The sequence below is a fragment of the Neobacillus canaveralius genome, assembly GCF_047237705.1.
GTDB lineage: Bacteria > Bacillota > Bacilli > Bacillales > Cytobacillaceae > Neobacillus > Neobacillus niacini_K.
The window spans coordinates 177,937-198,901 of record NZ_JBDFLL010000001.1; the positions used below are offsets into that span (position 1 = coordinate 177,937).

19 protein-coding genes are annotated in these 20,965 nt (G+C 39.4%); 15 read left to right on the forward strand and 4 right to left on the reverse strand.

Features of this window, described 5'->3' with window-relative positions; all coding sequences use genetic code 11:
- The first annotated feature begins 21 nt into the window (after nt 1-21).
- From ABC255_RS00860 to ABC255_RS00875, 4 genes are all read left to right on the forward strand, one after another.
- Nucleotides 22-477 (forward strand): hypothetical protein, encoded by a 456-nt coding sequence (locus ABC255_RS00860; RefSeq protein ID WP_412990931.1) that lies wholly within the window; start codon nt 22-24, stop codon nt 475-477.
- A gap of 375 nt (nt 478-852) precedes the next feature.
- The gene (locus ABC255_RS00865) at nt 853-1,317 is read left to right on the forward strand and encodes a DUF3052 domain-containing protein (RefSeq protein ID WP_412998436.1); all 465 of its coding nucleotides are present in this window, start codon (nt 853-855) and stop codon (nt 1,315-1,317) included.
- A 339-nt stretch (nt 1,318-1,656) separates the two neighbouring features.
- Nucleotides 1,657-2,835, forward strand: a complete 1,179-nt coding sequence (locus tag ABC255_RS00870; protein WP_412990932.1) for an Alp7A family actin-like protein — start codon at nt 1,657-1,659, stop codon at nt 2,833-2,835.
- 12 nt (nt 2,836-2,847) lie between these two features.
- Nucleotides 2,848-3,441 (forward strand): hypothetical protein, encoded by a 594-nt coding sequence (locus ABC255_RS00875; protein WP_412990933.1) that lies wholly within the window; start codon nt 2,848-2,850, stop codon nt 3,439-3,441.
- A 34-nt stretch (nt 3,442-3,475) separates the two neighbouring features.
- Here ABC255_RS00875 and ABC255_RS00880 read toward each other — a convergent pair whose 3' ends face one another.
- Nucleotides 3,476-4,192 carry an urease accessory protein UreH domain-containing protein gene (locus tag ABC255_RS00880; protein WP_412990934.1) on the reverse strand — a complete coding sequence of 239 codons (717 nt, stop codon included), beginning with the start codon at nt 4,190-4,192 and terminating at the stop codon, nt 3,476-3,478.
- Between the two features lie 211 nt (nt 4,193-4,403).
- On the opposite strand from ABC255_RS00880, the gene ABC255_RS00885 reads away from it, so the two are divergent.
- Nucleotides 4,404-5,615, forward strand: coding sequence for a dicarboxylate/amino acid:cation symporter (locus tag ABC255_RS00885; RefSeq protein ID WP_412998437.1), 1,212 nt, complete (start codon nt 4,404-4,406; stop codon nt 5,613-5,615).
- Between the two features lie 40 nt (nt 5,616-5,655).
- Here the strand turns inward: ABC255_RS00885 and gdhA are convergent, their stop codons facing one another.
- On the reverse strand, nt 5,656-7,038 hold the full coding sequence (gene gdhA, locus ABC255_RS00890; protein WP_412990935.1) for an NADP-specific glutamate dehydrogenase: 1,383 nt from the start codon (nt 7,036-7,038) through the stop codon (nt 5,656-5,658).
- Nucleotides 7,039-7,179: 141 nt separating this feature from the next.
- Here gdhA and gltC point away from each other — a divergent pair, with 141 nt between their 5' ends.
- Nucleotides 7,180-8,085: a glutamate biosynthesis transcriptional regulator GltC gene (gene gltC / locus ABC255_RS00895; protein ID WP_412990936.1), complete on the forward strand. Its 906-nt coding sequence runs from the start codon at nt 7,180-7,182 to the stop codon at nt 8,083-8,085.
- Between the two features lie 28 nt (nt 8,086-8,113).
- On the opposite strand, the gene pepT is transcribed toward gltC, so the two are convergent.
- Nucleotides 8,114-9,340: a peptidase T gene (pepT, locus tag ABC255_RS00900; RefSeq protein WP_412990937.1), complete on the reverse strand. Its 1,227-nt coding sequence runs from the start codon at nt 9,338-9,340 to the stop codon at nt 8,114-8,116.
- 531 nt (nt 9,341-9,871) lie between these two features.
- Nucleotides 9,872-10,825 (reverse strand): nuclease-related domain-containing protein, encoded by a 954-nt coding sequence (locus ABC255_RS00905; RefSeq protein ID WP_412990938.1) that lies wholly within the window; start codon nt 10,823-10,825, stop codon nt 9,872-9,874.
- A gap of 163 nt (nt 10,826-10,988) precedes the next feature.
- Here ABC255_RS00905 and ABC255_RS00910 point away from each other — a divergent pair, with 163 nt between their 5' ends.
- The 9 genes from ABC255_RS00910 to ABC255_RS00950 all read left to right on the forward strand — a co-directional run bounded on the left by ABC255_RS00910 (nt 10,989) and on the right by ABC255_RS00950 (nt 20,961).
- Nucleotides 10,989-11,612 carry a TetR/AcrR family transcriptional regulator gene (locus tag ABC255_RS00910; RefSeq protein WP_412990939.1) on the forward strand — a complete coding sequence of 208 codons (624 nt, stop codon included), beginning with the start codon at nt 10,989-10,991 and terminating at the stop codon, nt 11,610-11,612.
- Between the two features lie 13 nt (nt 11,613-11,625).
- On the forward strand, nt 11,626-12,510 hold the full coding sequence (locus ABC255_RS00915) for an ABC transporter ATP-binding protein (protein WP_412990940.1): 885 nt from the start codon (nt 11,626-11,628) through the stop codon (nt 12,508-12,510).
- Between the two features lie 4 nt (nt 12,511-12,514).
- Nucleotides 12,515-13,312, forward strand: a complete 798-nt coding sequence (locus tag ABC255_RS00920; RefSeq protein ID WP_412990941.1) for an ABC transporter permease subunit — start codon at nt 12,515-12,517, stop codon at nt 13,310-13,312.
- 20 nt (nt 13,313-13,332) lie between these two features.
- The gene (locus tag ABC255_RS00925) at nt 13,333-14,130 is read left to right on the forward strand and encodes an ABC transporter permease subunit (protein WP_412990942.1); all 798 of its coding nucleotides are present in this window, start codon (nt 13,333-13,335) and stop codon (nt 14,128-14,130) included.
- A gap of 65 nt (nt 14,131-14,195) precedes the next feature.
- Entirely contained in the window at nt 14,196-14,546 is a 351-nt protein-coding gene (locus tag ABC255_RS00930) for an ASCH domain-containing protein (RefSeq protein ID WP_412998438.1), read from the forward strand.
- 94 nt (nt 14,547-14,640) lie between these two features.
- The gene (locus tag ABC255_RS00935; protein ID WP_412990943.1) at nt 14,641-16,371 is read left to right on the forward strand and encodes an ABC transporter ATP-binding protein; all 1,731 of its coding nucleotides are present in this window, start codon (nt 14,641-14,643) and stop codon (nt 16,369-16,371) included.
- Complete coding sequence (locus ABC255_RS00940; protein ID WP_412990944.1) at nt 16,372-18,231, forward strand: ABC transporter ATP-binding protein; 1,860 nt, start codon at nt 16,372-16,374, stop codon at nt 18,229-18,231.
- A 58-nt stretch (nt 18,232-18,289) separates the two neighbouring features.
- Nucleotides 18,290-19,489: an MFS transporter gene (locus ABC255_RS00945; RefSeq protein WP_412990945.1), complete on the forward strand. Its 1,200-nt coding sequence runs from the start codon at nt 18,290-18,292 to the stop codon at nt 19,487-19,489.
- Between the two features lie 293 nt (nt 19,490-19,782).
- The gene (locus ABC255_RS00950; protein WP_412990946.1) at nt 19,783-20,961 is read left to right on the forward strand and encodes an ABC transporter substrate-binding protein; all 1,179 of its coding nucleotides are present in this window, start codon (nt 19,783-19,785) and stop codon (nt 20,959-20,961) included.
- The last annotated feature ends 4 nt before the right edge of the window (nt 20,962-20,965 follow it).

A 20,965-nucleotide genomic window follows, 5' to 3' on the forward strand; every position in this document is an offset into this window, starting at 1 on the left:
TAATCTCGGGAGGACAAGACGATGTTGAAAAAGAAAATTGGTTCTTTAATAGTAGTTTCAGCAATTGGTTTAAGTGTATTTGCGGGTGGGGCTTCTGCTGCGTCAAATGTAGAACAATCAGGTCCAGCAACCGCTGCTGATGGTGTAAGTGCTAACATTGTAGTTAATGAACAAGGTGCTTCAACTACAGGCTTTCAATTCCAAGCTGGAAAAACAAATGGTCCTGTAGTATTTAAACAAAAAATCAATTCAAATCTAACTCTTACAAGCCCAGGTTCCTCCACTGCAGTAACTGGCGAAACAGCTCAACAGACAGCAACAACCGAGCCTACACATGTTGTTCAGAACCAAGTTGATCGTACTTCTGGAATTCAATATGAAAAGTCCTTTAAAGGCGGACCAACACTCCAATTCCAACAAATTCAACGTACATCAATTAACTATTCTGTAGGAGTTAACTCAGTTTCTCCTCGTTAATATGCATTACCTATGGATGGGGGAGGATTTCTGGGCTCTAAATATAGAGAGGTTATTAATCTTATCCCTCCCCACAAAATTTTATGATACATAAATAAGGAATCACTTTAACATCAAATAACTTTATTTAAACGCCTGTAGTCTGACATAAACGCCATTCTACAGGCGTTTTTTTTGTATTTATTTACAGGAATGTCTCGACTGGTAATGAATTATTACGATAGTAAAACCAAGAGAGCGAGGAACTTCCAGTTTCCATCTCTCTATTATAAACACAATTATTGGATTGATAGCGTTGTTTTTACGTGTATGGGATATAATAGAGTAATATGATAGGATGAATAGTTATTCAATAGAGAGGGTGGGTATTATATGGTGTCTGAAGTGTCTCCATTGCTAAAAAAGTTGAATTTTAAAGATCAAGGGCAACCAGTATTAATCATGAACGCACCAAAAGCTTACGATGAAATTAAAGCGATATTTGAAGGTGAAGTACATCAGGATGTAATAGAACAGATGACCTATGATTTTGTACAGGTATTTGGAAGTAGTAACGAAGAGCTTAAAACGCTCGCAAAGCGAGCTGCAGGCTATGTAAAGGCTGATGGTTTACTCTGGCTCTGTTACCCAAAGAAATCCTCAAAATCATATAAAGGATCAGATTGCAGCCGTGATACTGTAACGGGTATGCTCTCTGAAGAAGGTTTTGAACCTGTCCGGCAAATTGCTATTGATGAAGACTGGTCTGCATTAAGATTTCGAGAGCCTGACAAAATAAAAAAAATGGTACGATCCTTTGCTGTAACTGAGGTAGGGAAAAAACGTACGGAACAGGAATAGACTCTCGTAACTGAGGGTCTTTTTTTTTGTTTACAAATTCCGTTTACGTGTTTACGTGTTTCGTGTGCATGTTTACGAATCTGTTTACACTGTGTTTACAAAAATGTTTACATGTGTACAAACTCGTACACATGCCGGTATTAAGCGGTGTTTACAGGTTTGTAATCGTTGTATACGAAACGTGTATACAACGATTACGTATTGTTTACAATTTTACACTTTCATTTCTTTTGAATTTCCTGATTGAAGAATCTATCAATCTCCTATACTCTTATACTAGAGAAGTTAGATACATATCTTCATTAACACCTAAATTAATAGAGTGAAAGGATGACAATTTTGAATAATACTAGAATTGCAGCGATCGATGTCGGAAATGATTCCATAAAGGCGATCTTTGGAGAATTAGAATATGAGATTAATATCCCAAATATAATTGCGAGGGATACGGAAGACCGCCCTGTTATTGGGATTGAGGAATTAGATGATAAAAATCCACTTGATGGTATCCATGTGAAAGTACATTCTCCTGCATTAAAAGAGAATAACGCGATTTATCGTGTCGGAAATCTAGCAACTAAAAGCAACAATGGCACTGAATTAGATCCTGGCAGCAGTAAGTCTGAAGAAGATCAAACGTTAATTCTGCTATTTACTACATTGGCTTTGGATGCTGTGAGGGAAGGAAATAAGAATAATTTCCGTCAAACGAAAAATGTCATTGATGCAAACTATACACTCGGTACAGGTCTCCCCCTTCGTGAGGTTAAAGAAGGTAAGGATGCTGGCTATCGCTCAAGGTTAATAGGTTCCGTTCATCAAGTTGAATTTCTTGTTACACCAAAATATCAAGGATTAAAAGTGAATATCAAATTTGATGAAATCAAGGTATATCCTGAAGGATTTGCTGCTTATATAAACCTAGTAATGGATAATAACTCGAAAATTATTAATAGAGACTTAATCGATAAGCGGATTCTGATTCAAGATATCGGCGGATTATCAACGGATATTGCTGTTATTAAGAACCGCAATGTAGATGATGATAAGGCACAAGGTTTTAATCTTGGGGTTTCAGAATCATTAGAAGCAATCCGTGAAGAAATTAGAACAAAGCACGGTGTAGAATTAGACAGCCGTCGCGATGTTGTTGAAATCATTACCAAGAAAAACGACCGTAATCATATCATGGTTAGAGGGAGCAGAACGAGTGTTCATGATATAACTGACCGCATTCTACTTGATTTAGCGAAGAAACAATATCGTTTATTACGAAATGTTTGGTCAAAGAACTCACAAACAGAAATCTGCTACTTTGTGGGGGGCGGAGCAAACGTTTTAAAGGATTATCTAAAAACACTAAATAACAATTTAGATGGTTTTAATATTGATTTCTTTGAAGATGAAAAAGAGAGTATTTGGATGATGGCAAATGCTTATTATAAGCTGATCCAAGATTTTGTTAGAAAATCAGAGAAACAAAAGCCCGAACAACCTAAAAAACCTGTTACGAATTAATAGGGTGATAAAATGAAAAAAGCTGGATCGAATGAAATTCAGCGGGGACAGGCAATTTCCTTCCGTGTCCCTTCTGACACACCTGACCATTTAATTAAGCAGCTTCAAAAGTTAAAGGAAACCGAAAGAAGAAATTTTTCAAGCAAAATCGCTGAGTTTGTAATGGAAGGTGTCGGTAACGTAAATGCAAGAGAACGCGAGATGATCACTGTTCCTCTGCCGAAAAAACTGACGAAGGCACAACGCGACTGGTTGAAGCATGAACATTCAGAGGCGTTATTAGGGAGTATTATCTATCAATTAATATCTGATCCTGTTCGTTCTACGTCTCTGCTTGCTAGTTTAAATAGCAAATCAGTCGATATTGATGAAGCGTTATATCTGCAAGAAGAGGTATTTCCAGAGGAACCGGAAATCAGCTCCTATCCGGATAACGATAGTGTGGTTGAGGAAATTGCTGCTTCTATTGATCTATCAGATATGGATGACGACTTAGATGAGTTTGATTGGGAAACTGTGAAACCTTTGATACAGGAAGAAAAGGTTGAGGAAGAGCCTGATTTAGATGACCTGCTGGGTGGATTTTTAGCCAGTATGAATAAGTGAAAAATATGGACCCCATTCATAGGGGTCCATATTTTTATTGAATCCAAAGTTTAAATAAACCTTCAGTTACCCCTAAGTTGTACATGTAATAGATACCAAACACAGTACTAATCACACCTGTAACCTGAGTAAGGGCCCTATTTAAACTAAACTTTTTCGCACTGAACACAAATGGAATTCCAATTAAGGTAGTAAAGAAAAGCATCCCAAATACAGTTCCAGTTCCAAAAATCAGGATATAAACAGCTGCTTCCCATGCACTATTTACTGTACTCATTGTTAAAACGATCATTGCGCCACTTCCTGCAAGACCATGAACTAAACCAATTAACATAGATTTTAGGTAGGAAACTTTTTTATGCTGAGGGGAATGTTCATGTGTGCTGATATGTTCATGAGAATGGACATGTTTATGTAACTCGCCATTATGTCCATGCTTATGTAGATGAATATTTTTAAAGGAAAGAATCGTAGTAATACCAAGGTAAACGAGCATAATTCCTACTAAAAATTCTAATGACATTGCCCATTTTTCCGGAATCTCACCCTTCATAAGAATAAGGACAATTCCGATAATAAATAATGTTGCAGTGTGACCGATTCCCCAAAACACACCAGCTAAAGACGAACGCAATAATTTTTTACTTTGACTGGCAATGGTGGATACAGCGATTACATGATCAGGTTCAATAGCGTGTTTGATACCAAGAACAAATCCCAAACCAAGTAAAGAAAGTAAACCAACTTCCATCCATTTTCCCCCTTTATTTTTGTAAAATTGAAGTAAAGCTAATTATAACATAGAAAAGGAATTATCTTTTTTTAAAACTATTTGAAATTTAAAGTAATATATATAAATTTCTCTACTTGCTATAAAGTTATAGTCATATAATAGAAAGTGATATAGTGAACAAATATTTTCTATTTATTTGTTTGGAAAAGGAGAAAAACCTATGGAAAAAATGAAAAATTATCGTTTTCCTGTCATTTTATTGCTATCGATTTTGATTGGCGCCATTATTGGATTAGTTATGAAGGCAGACGCCGTAATCCTTCAGCCGATTGGTGATGTCTTTTTAAATCTATTATTTACGATTATCGTTCCACTTATTTTCTTTACGATTTCTTCTTCTATTGCAACTATGAATGGAGCAAAAAGATTAGGAAAAATTCTTGGCTGGATGTTTGGAACCTTCCTCTTTACAGGTCTTGTTTCAGCCATTTATATGTACTTTGTAGTTAAGTTCGTGAACCCTGGGGAAGGGGTTAACTTAAAATTGGTAAAACCAGAAGCTGCAGAAGAATTAAATCCTATTGCACAAATTGTTAAAACCTTTACTGTACCAGACTTTGTTGAATTATTCTCTAGAAGCAATATGTTAGCGCTTATCGTGATTTCCATTCTGGTTGGATTTGCCGCGCAATCAGTTGGAGAGCGCGGAAAGCCTTTTACGAGCTTTTTAAGCTCAGGTTCTGAAGTAATGATGAAGGTTGTCTCCTTAATCATGTATTTAGCACCAATCGGTCTGGGAGCCTATTTTGCAACCTTAGTAGGTCAGTACGGTCCGATTTTATTAGGCTCCTATATTAAAGCCGGTATCACGTATTATTTGGCTTCAATTGTCTACTTCTTTGTGGCCTTTACAGTGTATGCGTTTATAGCAGGCAAGGGGAAGGGAATTAGAGTGTTTTGGAGCAATATGCTGGCTCCTTCAATTACAGCGCTTGCTACCTGTTCGAGTGCAGCCTCCATCCCAGTTAATCTAGAAGCTTCGAAAAGAATGGGAATCAAAGAAGATATTCGTGATACAACGATTCCATTAGGTGCTGCCTTACACAAAGATGGATCGGTTATTGGCGGAGTACTGAAAATTGTATTCCTGTTTGGAATCTTTGATATGAATAACACAGGGATTGGCACCTTTTTCATGATTATCAGTGTTTCTCTTTTAGTTGGAGCTGTAATGGGAGCTATTCCAAGCGGTGGAATGATTGGGGAATTGTTAATTCTAAGTTTATTTGGATTCCCGCCTGAGGCGCTGCCAATCATTGCTGCGATCTCTACGTTAATCGACCCGCCAGCAACCATGCTAAACGCAAGTGGAGATAATGTTGCGGGAATGATGGTTTCAAGGATGGTTGAAGGCAGGAATTGGCTTAGTAAAGGTGCATAAATAAAAGGGATGCTCTAAAAACCAGAGCACCCCTTTTATATTAGATTACACCTTGTGCAATCATTGCGTCTGCTACTTTTAAGAAGCCAGCAATATTCGCACCGACAACAAGGTTGCCTGGATAGCCGTATTCATCGGCTGCATTCATGCTGTTTCGATAGATGTTAATCATAATTTGGTGTAATTTTGCATCCACTTCTTCAAATGTCCAAGAAAGTCTTTGGCTATTTTGAGCCATCTCAAGCGCTGATACCGCTACACCACCAGCATTAGCTGCTTTACCAGGAGCAAATAAAATATCGTTTTCTAAAAATACCTCAACTGCTTCAAGAGTAGAAGGCATATTAGCACCCTCTCCAACAGCTTTAACACCATTAGAAACGAGGATTTTTGCAGATTCCTCATCAATTTCATTTTGAGTTGCACATGGTAAAGCAATATCACAAGGAATCGACCAAATGCCAGAGCAGCCTTCGTAGTACTGAGCTTCAGGGTGCTCATGGACATATTCACTAATTCTCTTACGTTCCACTTCTTTAATTCGCTTTACAGTCTCAAGTTTAATGCCGGATGGATCATAAATATATCCATTGGAATCACTGCAGGCTACAACCTTTGCGCCTAACTGTGTAGCTTTTTCAATCGCATAAATCGAAACATTTCCTGAACCAGAAACTACAACCGTGCTTCCTTCGAAGCCATAACCTTTGTCTGCAAGCATTTCGTTTACAAAGTAAACAGTACCGTATCCAGTAGCTTCGGTACGTCCTAAACTACCGCCATATCCGAGACCTTTACCAGTTAACACGCCTGCTTCATAAGCACCGCGGATTTTCTTATATTGTCCGAACATATAACCGATTTCACGTGCCCCTACGCCAATATCACCTGCTGGTACATCGACATCAGGTCCAATATGTCTGTAAAGCTCTGACATAAAGCTTTGTGTAAAGCGCATGATTTCGTTATCTGATTTACCTTTCGGGTCAAAATCGGATCCGCCTTTTCCTCCGCCAATAGGCTGACCAGTTAATGAATTCTTAAAGATTTGCTCAAAACCTAAGAATTTAATAATACTGGCATTTACGGATGGATGGAAACGTAATCCACCTTTATAAGGACCGATTGCACTGCTAAATTGAACGCGGAAGCCGCGGTTTACTTGGACTTTCCCTTTATCATCAACCCATGGAACACGGAAGTAAATGACTCTTTCAGGCTCTACGATTCTTTCAAGAATATTGTTCTCCATGTATTTTGGATGTTTTGCAAAAACAGGAATTAGGGAGTCAAAGATTTCCTTGACTGCTTGGTGAAATTCAGATTCGTAAGCATTTCTGCATACAACTTTATTAAACACTTCATCCACATATTGAAGTGCTGTGCCTTGCGCATCATGTTTTAACTGTTCGATTGTTTTCAAGCTATCCACCTCTTAACGGGAAGTTATTTTTTTAAATAATTAGATTATTAATAACCAATATTCTATAATTAAATAATAATCTTAACAATATTAATAATAGATAACATTCATCTCATAATGAGATGAATAGAGGTGAGCCTTTTGGAATTACGACAAATTCAATACTTTATGGAAGTGGCTAAGCGTGAACATGTTACCGAGGCAGCAACCGCGCTGCACGTAGCACAATCTGCTGTCAGCCGGCAAATCTTTAACCTCGAAAAAGAGCTCGGCGTTAATTTATTCATCCGCGAGGGACGAAACGTCAAACTGACGATGATAGGGCAGATGTTTCTAGAGCATATGGAACAAGCGATGAAGGTAATTGATGAGGCCGAGCGAGAAATTGAGGAATACTTAGACCCAATGAAAGGGACGATTCGTATAGGATTTCCGAGCAGTTTAGCCGCGTATACACTTCCAACCTCCATATCTGCCTTTCGTGAAAATTACCCTCAAGTGAAATTTCAACTAAAACAGGGTACATATAAAGAGTTGATTGAGGGGGTTATGAATGGTGAGTTCGATATGGCATTGATTGGACCTGTTCCAAAACACGAAAAGAAAATATTGGGGACAACATTATTTACAGATAATATTGTCGCACTATTACCAACTAGTCATCCTTTGGCCAAACAGTCAGCGATAAAATTAAGCCAACTGCGTGAAGAATCCTTTGTCTTGTTTCCAAAGGAATATATATTAAGGGAAATTATCGTACAAGCATGTGAACAGCTTGGTTTCAAGCCGAAGGTGTCCTTTGAGGGAGTAGATATTGATTCAATAAAAGGTTTGGTTTCAGCAGGTCTTGGAATCACACTAATTCCGGAAATCACGCTGGTGGATGGGTTCCCTCGTTCAACAGTAAAGGTACCAATTATTGAGCCTGAAGTGAGCCGTACGGTCGGGGTCATTATTCCGAGAGAACGCAAAATGCTTCCTACGGTCAAACTTTTTTATGACTTTTTAAAAGATTTCTTTTCCATATTGGATCGCTATCAAATGTAAAAGCCCAACTCAACAGTTGGGCTTAATTTTATGCTTTTTGTTCGAAAAGCTTTGCTATTTCAATGACAGTGTTGGTTGCTTTAATCATATTATCAACTGAAATAAATTCAAACTTTCCGTGGAAGTTCTCTCCGCCTGTAAAAATATTCGGAGTCGGCAGACCCATATAAGAAAGCTGTGAGCCATCTGTACCGCCGCGAATCGGTTTAATGAGCGGTTTAATATCTAGGCTCTCCATGGCTTGTTGGGCAATATCAACGATTTCCATAACTGGTTTGATTTTTTCACCCATATTGTAATATTGGTCTTTTAAATCTAGAAGGATGGTATCTTTGCCATATCTTTCGTTGAGCAAGTTGACAATGCTTTCGATTCTATTTTTTCTCGCTGCGAAGATTTCTTTGTCGTGATCACGGATGATATAGTACATTTTCGTTTGCTCGACATCGCCGTTGAAGGAAATCAGGTGGTAGAAACCTTCATAACCTTCTGTATGTTCAGGTGCCTCCAATGCTGGCAGCTGGCTATGTAATTCCATGGCAATTTTCATTGAATTCACCATTTTATCTTTTGCGGAGCCTGGATGGATATTAGTGCCTTTAATCGTGATTTTAGCAGCCGCAGCATTAAAACTTTCGTATTCTAACTCCCCTAGCGGACCACCATCCACAGTGTAAGCATACTTGGCATTGAATGCTGCAACGTCAAACTTATGCGGACCTCTGCCAATCTCTTCATCCGGCGTGAACGCAACGCGAACCTTACCGTGCTTAATTTCTGGGTGTTGAATCAGGTAGCTCATTGCGGTCATGATTTCAGCGATGCCTGCCTTGTTATCAGCACCAAGCAGTGTAGTACCGTCCGTGGTGATCAGCGTGTGGCCTTTGTAGCTTGGCAGGCTTGGGAAATCCTTCGTTGTCATGGTGACGTTTGGGTTAAGAGGGATATCATTCCCGTCGTAGTTTTCAATGATTTTTGGATTCACATTCTTGCCTGTGAAATCGGTTGCAGTATCGACGTGAGCCAAGAAACCGATTGTTGGTACATCCTTGTCGGTATTGGAAGGAAGGGTTGCCATCACATACCCATTTTCATCGATTGTCACCTCTTGCATTCCAATTGACTCTAACTCCTCAACCAGCATGTTTGCTAATGTGAGCTGACCAGGTGTAGAAGGACAGCTTTCATTTCCCTCATTCGACTGCGTATCCACCCTCACATAGGAAGTAAATCTTTCAATGATTTCGTTTTTCACTTTTGCAGCACTCCCTTTATCAATTTTACAACCTAATAATAGCACGTTGATGGGGTTGGGAGGAAATGGGATGTTAAGGGTGATGGTAATAGGTATCTTGGATGGGAATAGTGGTGGATGGCCGAGCTTAGTTGCGGATATCCGCAGAATAGTTGCGGATAGCAGAAATTAGTTGCGGATAGCAGAAATTAGTTGCGGATAGCCGAGCTTAGTTGCGGATAGCCGAGCTTAGTTGCGGATGGCCGCAGCTTAGTTGCGGATAACTGAGCTTAGTTGTGGATGGCCGAGCTTAGTTGCGGATAGCCGAGCTTAGTTGCGGATAACTGAGCTTAGTTTCGGATAGCCGAGCTTAGTTGCGGATAGCCGAGCTTAGTTGTGGATGGCCGCAGCTTAGTTGCGGATAACTGAGCTTAGTTGTGGATAGCCGCAGAATAGTTGCGGATAGCCGAGCTTAGTTGCGGATAACTGAGCTTAGTTTCGGATAGCCGAGCTTAGTTGCGGATGGCCGAGCTTAGTTTCGGATAGCCGAGCTTAGTTGTGTATAACGGTCCTTAAGTCCATAAAATAGGTCCGATCTCGATAAGTTCCCTGACTTTTAAAATTCATACTTTGTAATATTCGATTTGCAGTGAATTTATCCTTAATGCCCAAAAACTCCCGACACTCCCGATTGGTAATACTCCTCTTCACCACCAAAAACCACTCGCCCAGAGTCTGAACATGTGCCAGATGATTGTTCACCTTACAAATCGGACAATGCCACGTCCTAGGTACTTTAAGCATTCCTATGTTCCCACAGGCGACACACCGCACACCCGGTAGAACATCAGATATTGGAACTTGATAAGATTCACAAATAGGTTTTGGTATGTAGGTTTGATGACACCTCAGTATTTCAGAAGATAGCCAGTTGAATTTTGACATTTCGAGCCTCTTCCCTTCCTGTGGAAGACTTTTGATAAACGGTGGGATCATGTTTGGGAATAATATCTTGGTAGAAGCAGGGGGGATTTCCACATGTTGCTTAGGATAGGCTAACACAATGGCACCATAAAGCGGAAAATCAATATTTCGCTGTAATAACCAGGCTGACATAAGCTCAATATTTCTTTCTAATTGTTCAACTGGACTCTCATAATACTTAATTTTCCCGTCCTCCCGCTTTTGAACAAGCTGTGGTGGATTATCCCTGAATTCTAGACTGCCAGCTAGATTTTTTGTTTCCAAAATAACTCCGTAATAGGGTGTCTTCAATAGGTGATCGATTTGAAAGTAACTGTCTGAAGAGAGTGATAAATCGTGGAAAATGTTATTTTTAAAAGAAAAAGTGTACCTTTGTAAGACTTCGGCTACACGTTGTTCGCCTCCAATACCTGCCTCTATAATAGATTGTTTTGAAGCAAGTGTTGAAACAATTGGATTTTTTAACCTGCTTTGTGCAGCAATCAAGCCCTGTAACGTTAATGAGTCAGAACGCTCTTTCATTTTTCACCTCCACAAGTATCCTAGCATATCCCCTAGTTTAAATATATAACCTTCATAATTTTGTAAAAATTTTAAACTCGTCTAATATTGACCACATGAGTCAACGAGAGTAAACTGTAATTGACTGATGTGGTCAACGGTAAATAGAAAGGGGCCAAACAGCATGTTTTCGAAATTTTTAAGCCTGGATACGGAAAAACAGGATCGAATAATCAACGCAGCAATTAAGGAATTTGCCCAAAAGGGGTATGATAACGCATCAACAAATGAAATTGTGAAAGAGGCTGGCATTTCTAAGGGTCTGCTATTTCATTATTTTAAAAATAAAAAGCTACTGTTCTTCTTTTTATTTGATTATTGCTACAACTTGGTTGCGGATGAATTTTTTAAAAAGGTTGATTTAACTGAAAGAGACTTTTTTAAAAGAATTCGCCAGTCAGTGCTGATCAAAATGGACTTACAGCAACAATACCCAGATATCTTAACGTTTATCCAGGAAGCCTTTATGCAAGACTCACCGGAAATAAAGGACGAATTTGATAAAAAGAAATTGGAACTTAACGCTATAAATATAGGGATAATCTATGATGGAATTGATCTCTCGAAATTTAGGGATGATGTCGATGTTCAAAAAATATTAAAGGTCATTTCATGGACGTTCGAAAAAATGAGTGATGAGGAGCTCCTCAAAGCGAAGATGGTCCCTGGTCACAAGATTGATTATGAAAAAGTCTTTTTGGAAGCAGAAGAGTATTTTGAGCTATTCATTAAATGCTTTTACAAATAAGGGGGAAGTGACGATGAATGTGATTGAGATTAAAAATCTAACAAAGACTTACGGCAAAGCAAGAGGAATTAGCGACATAAGCTTTTCTGTACAGGAAGGTGAGATTTTTGGATTTATCGGACCGAATGGTGCGGGGAAATCGACCACCATTCGGACACTGCTCTCACTTATTTATCCTACTAGCGGCAGTGCAACTATCTTTGGGAAGGACACTGTTCAATTTGCACCAGAAATTAAGAAGGAAATTGGCTATTTACCATCTGAGGTATTTTACTATGACAACATGAAAGTGAAGGACCTATTAAATTATTCGGCTAGTTTTTATAAAAAGGATTGCCGTAAGAGAATCAAAGAATTGGCGGAGATTATGGATTTAGACCTCAACAAAAAAATTGATGACCTTTCACTGGGAAATAAAAAGAAGGTCGGGATTGTTCAAGGTCTCCTTCATGAGCCCAAACTAATTATTCTTGATGAACCTACTAGCGGGCTGGACCCATTAATGCAGCAAAAATTCTTTGAATTGCTAGAGGAAGAGAATCGAAAAGGGGCGACCATTCTATTTTCCTCTCATATCCTATCCGAGGTTCAGCGTTTGTGTAATCGGGTGGCAATTATAAAAGAGGGCAAGATTGTTACCGTTGAAAAGATAAGTACCTTGAAAGAAAACACGTATAAAAAGTTCAAAGTAGAAACAAGAGCAACCCCAGACCCCAATTACTTTAACCTCACAGGGGTGAATAAATTAGAGGTCAAGGATAACCATACGAGCTTTTTATTTAAAGGAAATATAAACGATGTAATGAAGAAAATTGCAGACATTGAAATTACAAATTTATGGATTGAAGAGCCTGATCTTGAGGAGATTTTTATCCATTACTACGAAAAGGAGGACTAAAACCATGAATATCCTACTTCATGAATTGAGGGCTTATCGGAAGTCTACAATCATCTGGACGATATCATTAATTGCAGTTGTAGCGCTATTTATGTCACTATTTCCTTCCTTTACAAAAGATACAGAGGAATTTAGAAAGCTGCTGGAAGGGTATCCTGTGGCGCTCAGAGAGGCTTTTGGGATAAATCTCGATAATTTCTTTTCAATCCTTGGATTCTATTGCTATGGGCTGTCGTTTGTTACGCTTTGCGGTGCAATTCAGGCAATGAATCTTGGTACAAGTATTGTCAGCAAAGAGGTTAGGGAAAAAACGGCTGACTTTCTATTAACAAAACCAGTTACACGTACCGTTGTGTTAACGAACAAATTATTGGCGGCACTGATTTCAATTATCATAACGAATATCGTTTATTTAGCAGCAGCAACCCTCCTAGCCTACCAAGTAGCTACAGTAGACTTTGAGGTTAGCATTTTCATCCAGCTTTCATTGACTGTATTTTTTGTACAACTGACTTTTCTCGCATTAGGAATCATTATTTCAGTCATCGTTCAAAGGATAAAATCAGTGTTGACGGTGTCGCTTGCAACTGTTTTTGCCTTTTACTTTTTAGGAATGTTTAGTAGCACTTCCGGTGATGAAGTGAAACGATATCTTTCTCCATTTAAATATTTTGATACTGCTTATATCATAGAGAAATCTGGTTATGAGGCTTCTTTTTTAATAACCGGAGCAGTTATTATTGTTATTGCGATAGGCACTAGTTTCTTTATCTATGCCAAAAAGGATATTCACTCGGTCTAACAAGGAGAAGTGATGATAAGATGAATATTTTTTTAAAAGAAATGAAGTCACATAGAAAATCGCTTCTATTTTGGAGTATCGGGATATTCCTAATGGTAGCATCAGGGATGTTTAAATATGAGAGTCTATCTTCTTCTGGACAGCAGATGAATGAAATGCTGGCTGGAATGCCTAAATCATTGCTAGCTGTATTAGGGATAGGTGAATTTGATATCTCTACAGCAAGTGGTTATTACGGATTATTGTATATTTATTTGTTATTGATGGGGACCATTCATGCGGCGATGCTCGGCGCAACGATTATTGCAAAAGAGGAGCGGGATAAAACGACTGAGTTTTTATTTGCGAAACCTGTATCAAGGAATGCGGTTATTACAGCAAAATTAATTGCTGCGTTTGTAAATATCTTAATCCTGAATATTGTAACCTTCGTTTCATCACTTGTTTTAGTCGGTAAATACAGCAATGGTGAAGAGGTTACTGGCGATATTACAATCACAATGGCGGGGATGTTTATTTTGCAGCTGTTATTTATGGTAATTGGCAGCTCCCTTGCAGCGGTTAAAAGGAAGTCTAAAACTGCAGTTTCCCTAGCAACCGGAGTACTATTGGTTACGTATGTCATCTCGGTTGCGATTGATTTAAATGAGAATATAGAAGGCTTAAAATACCTTACCCCGTTTAAATATTTCGAGGCGAAAAATGTAATGTTCGGCGGCGGCTTTGAGTTCATCTTTGTTTTATTATCAGGCGTCATGATTATGGCACTTACAGTTGTGACATTTGTTTTTTATAAAAAAAGAGATTTGAATGTGTAAACGTTTTTAATAACATGGTGATAGTGTTAAAATAGGGAAAGTGCAATTGGAAAAAGGAGGATTACATTATGAGCCAGAATGAAAACACTACACTACCGCCAAAAACATGCTCCATCGAACGTTTAGTAACAATGGAGAGCGATGTTAAAAAGGTGCTTGCAGGAGAAAAGACTGCAACCCGCAGAAATGGAAGATATGCCGATCCAGGAGAAATCATGACACTTGAAGGACGCCAATTCGTCGTTGAACGAGTGTATTCACAAAGTTTAGGTGAGTTGACGGATGATGACGCTCGCCGCGAGGGCTTCCCTACTGTTGAAGAGTATAAGCAATCCATTCTTGCTTACCACCCTGGGATGCCATGGCTGCCGCAAATGCGCGTTTGGGTTCATGAATTTCGCCCGCTGGAAGATTAATTAAAAGTATGAGTTCTTATCATAGAACTCATACTTTTTTTTGCTATAATAGCTTTATCCATAAATTTGAAAAGATTTCCCGAGGTGAAAGTTCATGGGGTTTTTAGCGAAATACATACAGAAATATTGGAAGTCTTTTAGCTTAGCAGTTTTATTTTTAACCTTTGAGGCGATAAGTGATTTGTTAATGCCAACAATCATGGCGAAAATCATTGATGTCGGCGTTGCGGGCAGGGATATAGGTTATGTGCTTAAAATGGGTGGTTTCATGCTTCTGATTACCTTACTTGGCGCAGTTGCCGCTTCAACAAGAAGTATACTGGCCAGTATTGTCTCGCAAAACTTTGGATCGGAGTTACGGTCGGACTTATATAAAAAAATCCAAACGCTATCATTCAAAAATATTGATCGTTTTGAACGCGCGTCGCTAATCACGAGGCTGACCAATGATGTGACACAGGTACAGGTTTTTGCGAATGGTTTAATGCGAATTTTTGTGAAATCCCCGCTATTAGCCATCGGGGGCCTAATCATGGCGACACGATTAAACCTCCATTTATCTGTTGTATTGATTGTAGTGGTCCCAATTGTGGCCATATTTATCATTCTAAATTTAAGACTTGGGTTCCCCATGTTCTCAAAGGTACAAAAAGCGCTGGACCGTGTAAACGGAGTCATGCGTGAGTACTTATCGGGTGTCCGCGTAGTGAAAGCATTCAATCGCTTTGATGTTGAAGTCAACAAGTTTGAGAAGACAAATGAAGAGTTTAAAATACAATCGATTTCTGCAACAAGGTTAATGGCTGTATTCAGCCCAGCGATTATGCTGACTGTTAACCTTGGCATTGTCGCTGTCCTCTGGATTGGCGGTTATGGGGTGACGAATGGCAATGTTCAGGTAGGTCATATTATTGCTTTTATTAACTACATGACGCAAATTCTTTTTTCATTAATGATGATCTCGATGGTATTTAATATGTTTGTCCGCGCAAAAACTTCGGCAGTCAGAATAGGTGAAGTTTTTTCTCAGGAGGATGACCTGACCTGGAAAGAGGGACAGAACCCTGCTCCCGTTGAAAAAGGAAGAATAGATTTTAGCAATGTCTCCTTTTCTTATGAAGGAACAAGCGGGGACCCTGTTTTGAAAAATATTAACCTATCAATCTCCCCAGGTGAGACCGTCGGAATTATTGGCTCGACAGGTTCTGGAAAAAGTACCCTTGTTGGCTTGATACCCCGGTTTTATGATGTGAGTGCTGGAAGTATCAAGGTGGATGGTGAAGACATACACCTTGTTGACCCGAAAAAACTGCGAGAAAAAATAGCATTTGTCCCGCAAAAGACGATTCTTTTTACCGGAAGTGTTGAGGAAAACATTAAATGGGGAAAAGAAGACGCCCCTACTGAAGAAATTTTAAAAGCGGCAGAGATTGCCGGCGCACATGACTTTATTAGTGCTTCTCCTGAAGGATATCAAACTAGAATAGGACAAGGGGGAGTAAACTTTTCAGGAGGTCAAAAGCAGCGGCTTTCGATTGCGAGGGCTTTAATAAAGAATCCTGAAATTTTAATATTGGATGATAGCACCAGTGCGGTTGACGTCACCACGGAGGCAAGAATCAAAGAGGGTTTAAAAAAATATGCAAAAGGTCTTACATGCCTCCTCATTGCACAGCGGATAACCTCGATTATCGATGCAGATAAAATTGTTGTCATGGACCACGGAGAAATCGTTGGAATTGGAAAGCACGAAGAATTATTAAGAGACTGCAGAGTTTACCAGGAAATCTATCAATCACAAGTCGGTAAGGAGGTGGCACTCTAAATGTCGAAAACAGCAGATCAATCAAGTAACACGCCGCCTCCCCTATCCATGCTGGGTAGACCTGGCGGCTTTGGTGGCCATCGCCGGGGTGCACCGATTGTAAAACCAAAGAACTTTAAGGAAACAATAAAGAGGTTATGGTATTATTTCGGCAATGAAAGAAGAATGCTCAGTATTGTTTTTTTGTTCATCTTTTTTAGTGCAGCACTATCCTTGCTTTCTCCATTTTTAATCGGAAAAGCTGTCGATGCTATAAGCTTGAAAACACAAGTGGATTTTAATTTCCTTGAAGTGATGGTAGTTATTCTAATATCTGCATTTATTTTAGACGCGGTATTAACGTTTCTGCAGGGCTGGCTGATGGCTGGTGTGTCGCAACGAATTGTCAAAAGATTGCGAGACGCACTTTTTAAAAAGCTGCAAAATCTGCCAGTCGCTTTTTTTGACAAGCGGACACATGGAGAATTAATGAGCCGGCTTTCAAACGATATTGATAATGTCAGTAGTACCATCTCACAATCGACGACACAGCTGATGTCAGGTGTCATTGTGATTAGTGGTTCATTTATTATGATGTTGATTCTGAGTCCGATTTTGACGGTGGCAAGCTTAGTAACGGTTCCGCTTGTTTTCTTGTTAACTAAGACGATTGCCAAAAGAACCAGTGTACTTTTTAAAGATCAGCAAATCCAGCTTGGAAAACTAAATGGACAAATTGAAGAAACGATTTCAGGTATTGAGGTTGTGAAGGCCTTTAATCATGAAGAAAAAGTGATTTCAGAGTTTGAAGAGGTTAATCAGAAACTGCGTGAGGTTGGCCTTAAGGCGCAAATTTGGTCTGGCTTTCTTATGCCAATCATGAACGTCATTAACAATTTAGGCTTTGCCATTGTAGCGGTAACAGGGGGATTTCTGGCTGTCGAAAATATGATTACCGTAGGTGCGATTGCAAGCTTTATCACCTACTCTCGTCAGTTCGTCCGACCACTTAATGACCTTGCGCAAATTTTTAATATGCTGCAGTCAGGTGTAGCCGGTGCGGAGCGCGTTTTTGAAATTCTTGATGAGCAAGAGGAACCAGATGACCTGCCGGATGCGGTTGTGTTAAACAATAAGGGACATGTGGTGTTTGAAAATGTCAGCTTCGGCTACCGCGGTGATGTGCCGATTTTAAAAAATGTTAGTTTTGAAAGTGATATTGGCAGCAGTACGGCGCTAGTTGGTCCAACTGGAGCGGGAAAAACAACGATTGTTAACTTGCTAACAAGGTTTTATGATGTCACGGAGGGCAGGATTTTGTTAGACGGCCGTGATATTCGAGAATATACCCGTGATAGCTTAAGAAGCTGCTTCGGCTTTGTTTTGCAGGATACATACCTCTTTTCAGGAACCATTAAGGAAAATATTAAGTATGGAAAGCCTGGTGCAAGTGATGAGGAAGTCATCAATGCAGCGAAGATGGCGAATGCGGATGCCTTTATTAAACGTCTGCCAAATCAATATGAGACCATCCTCTCAGAAAACGGCGGAAACTTAAGTCAGGGGCAGCGCCAACTGATTGCGATTGCCAGGGTAATTCTCGCAAAGCCTGCAGTGTTGATATTAGATGAGGCCACAAGCAGTATTGATACCCGTACCGAGCTCCATATTCAAGAGGCACTGCTATCTCTAATGGAGGGCAGAACAAGCTTTATTATCGCCCATCGATTAAACACCATTCGTGACGCGGATAGAATTATGGTTATTGAAAATGGGAAAATTGTAGAACAGGGAAATCATGGCGAACTCATGGATGAACAAGGTAGATACTATAATATGTTCTTCAATCAATTTAAAAATGTAGAAATAGCAGTTGATTAAATAAAGACAATTCATTAGGGAATAATGTCACTAATGGTACTCTTAAGGGGGGTTAGTTATGAAAAAGGAGATTTCTAACCGGAGATTGCTCTGGGTTTCTGGTACGGGCTGGATGTTTGACGCAATGGATGTTGGGATGCTTTCTTTCATTATTGCAGCATTAAGTGTGGAATGGAATTTAACGGCAAAACAAATGGGCTGGATCGGCAGCGTTCAATCGATCGGAATGGCGGTTGGGGCATTACTTTTTGGCTTAATGGCAGACCGAATTGGACGTAAAAATGTTTTTATCATTACCTTATTATTATTCTCGATTGCAAGCGGAATTTCTGCATTTGCCACATCGATTACAGTTTTTCTTATACTAAGATTCTTTATTGGGATGGGACTTGGTGGCGAGCTTCCTGTTGCTTCGACACTTGTTTCTGAAAGCGTACCTGCAGAAAAACGAGGGCGAATTGTCGTTTTATTAGAAAGTTTTTGGGCTGCCGGCTGGCTGATTGCAGCCATCATTTCTTATTTTGTTATTCCTAAATTTGGCTGGTCAACGGCATTGCTAATAAGCGCGACGCCAGCGTTGTATGCGTTATATTTGCGAATTGGTTTACCGGACTCTCCGAGATTTGAGGCCATTAAGGATAAAGAGAAGATCTCCGCCTTTCAAAGTATTACGAATCTATGGACGAATGAGTATCGCCGTAGAACCACAATGCTATGGATTGTTTGGTTCTGTGTCGTTTTTTCCTACTATGGGATGTTTTTATGGCTACCCAGTGTGATGGTATTAAAAGGTTTTAGTCTCATTAAGAGTTTTGGCTACGTTTTGATTATGACTCTTGCCCAATTACCGGGCTATTTTACAGCAGCATGGGCAATTGAAAGGTTCGGACGGAAATTTGTTTTAGCTGTCTATTTAATTGGAACGGCAATCAGTGCTTTTCTTTTTGGAAATGCAGAGTCGACGGTCCTGTTAATCACATCAGGAATTCTTTTATCCTTCTTTAATCTAGGGGCATGGGGCGGATTATATGCCTATACACCTGAACAATATCCTACCCTTATTCGTGGGACGGGCTCAGGATCGGCGGCGGCCTTTGGTCGATTAGGAGGAGTGCTTGGACCGTTATTAGTTGGTTATTTAGTGGCGCAAAATACATCCATCTCCACCATCTTTACTATCTTTTGTATATCTGTTTTCATCGCTGCATTTGCTGTGATCTTTTTAGGAAAAGAAACAAAAAATAAAGTATTAGTATAATGTTTTGATGAGAGAGATTTCTATTAAAGAATCTCTCTTTTATTTTTTAACACAGCATGATTTTAGCCCTTTAATGCAGAAAAGCCTTTGAACACAATAGTTTAACCTTATGATTATAGTAGGAATTCAACATTATACTAATTTTTCAGAATTATATTAAAATAATGCAGTTCCTACTAGACGTACAGGAAATTATTTTGTACAATGTTTTCAGAATATTATCTTTTTTTAAACATCTTAGAGATAAAAACAACGCTTAAAAGGGGACTATTCAAAAATAGGGGGTATAGACAGTGAGAAAGAAAAAGTTAGCAGGAATTTTTATGTCGTTCATGATGGCGGCAGGTATGTTGGCAGGCTGTGGTGGTTCATCCAGCACAAGTGGTGAAAAAGACGGCGATACCATTAAAATTGGTGCCAACCTTGAGCTTTCAGGCGGGGTAGCATCTTATGGTCAGTCCATTGAAGAAGGAATCAAATTGGCATTAGAAGAAATCAATAAAGATGGTATTGATGGGAAGCAACTAGAGCTTGTTACCTTCGATAATAAATCAGATGCGGCAGAGGCAACAAGCGGTACAACGAAGCTGATCAGCCAAGATAAGGTATCAGCCATTATTGGTGCAGCTACAAGTACAAACACATTGGCACAAGTACAAATTGCTCAAAAGAACAAAATTCCATTGTTGACACCAACTGGAACAAACCCAACGATTACAAATAAAGACGGCGTGCTAAGTGACTTCGTATTCCGTACTTGCTTCATCGATCCTTTCCAAGGAACTGTAGCAGCTAACTTTGCTTCTAAGGACCTTAAGGTGAAAAATGCAGCAATCATTATTGATAGCTCAAGTGACTATGCAAAAGGACTTGCTGCTGCATTTACAGAGGCATTCGAGAAAAATGGCGGGAAAATTGTCAAGGAAGAGGCTTATGTTGCAAAGGATACAGACTTTAATGCAATTTTGACTAACATTAAATCTGCAAATCCTGATTTTATCTTCCTACCTGGATATTACGAGGAAGTAGGCCTAATTATTAAACAAGCTCGTGCCCTTGGTATTGAGGCGCCGTTTATGGGTGGCGATGGCTGGGATTCTCCGAAACTAGTAGAAATCGCGGGTAACGATCCATTAAACAATACGTTTATCACGAACCACTATTCATCTGGTGACTCTGATCCAAAGGTACAAGATTTCGTAAAAGCATTTGAAGCAAAATATGATGGTAAATCTCCTGACGCATTTAATGCATTAGGGTATGACTCACTATACTTCCTTGCAGATGCGATTAAGCGTGCAGGAAGCAGTGACCCTGAAAAGATCCAAAAAGCACTTGAAGAAACAGATGGTCTTCAATTAGTATCTGGAACCATGAAGCTTGATAAAAACCACGATCCAATTAAATCTGCAGTAATCCTTGAATACAAAGGCGGAAAGCAAGAATTTAATACTAAGGTTGACCCTGAATAAATTT

Excerpts from the sequence above, each read along its gene's own strand:
- ABC255_RS00915 (WP_412990940.1), top strand. The coding sequence starts at position 11,626 with ATGAATGTGATTGAGATTAAAAATCTAACAAAGACTTACGGCAAAGCA.
- ABC255_RS00885 (WP_412998437.1), top strand. The coding sequence starts at position 4,404 with ATGAAAAATTATCGTTTTCCTGTCATTTTATTGCTATCGATTTTGATT.
- ABC255_RS00910 (WP_412990939.1), top strand. The coding sequence starts at position 10,989 with ATGTTTTCGAAATTTTTAAGCCTGGATACGGAAAAACAGGATCGAATA.
- ABC255_RS00920 (WP_412990941.1), top strand. The coding sequence starts at position 12,515 with ATGAATATCCTACTTCATGAATTGAGGGCTTATCGGAAGTCTACAATC.
- ABC255_RS00860 (WP_412990931.1), top strand. The coding sequence starts at position 22 with ATGTTGAAAAAGAAAATTGGTTCTTTAATAGTAGTTTCAGCAATTGGT.
- ABC255_RS00875 (WP_412990933.1), top strand. The coding sequence starts at position 2,848 with ATGAAAAAAGCTGGATCGAATGAAATTCAGCGGGGACAGGCAATTTCC.
- ABC255_RS00940 (WP_412990944.1), top strand. The coding sequence starts at position 16,372 with ATGTCGAAAACAGCAGATCAATCAAGTAACACGCCGCCTCCCCTATCC.
- ABC255_RS00880 (WP_412990934.1), bottom strand. The coding sequence starts at position 4,192 with ATGGAAGTTGGTTTACTTTCTTTACTTGGTTTGGGATTTGTTCTTGGT.
- ABC255_RS00925 (WP_412990942.1), top strand. The coding sequence starts at position 13,333 with ATGAATATTTTTTTAAAAGAAATGAAGTCACATAGAAAATCGCTTCTA.
- ABC255_RS00935 (WP_412990943.1), top strand. The coding sequence starts at position 14,641 with ATGGGGTTTTTAGCGAAATACATACAGAAATATTGGAAGTCTTTTAGC.
- ABC255_RS00905 (WP_412990938.1), bottom strand. The coding sequence starts at position 10,825 with ATGAAAGAGCGTTCTGACTCATTAACGTTACAGGGCTTGATTGCTGCA.
- ABC255_RS00945 (WP_412990945.1), top strand. The coding sequence starts at position 18,290 with ATGAAAAAGGAGATTTCTAACCGGAGATTGCTCTGGGTTTCTGGTACG.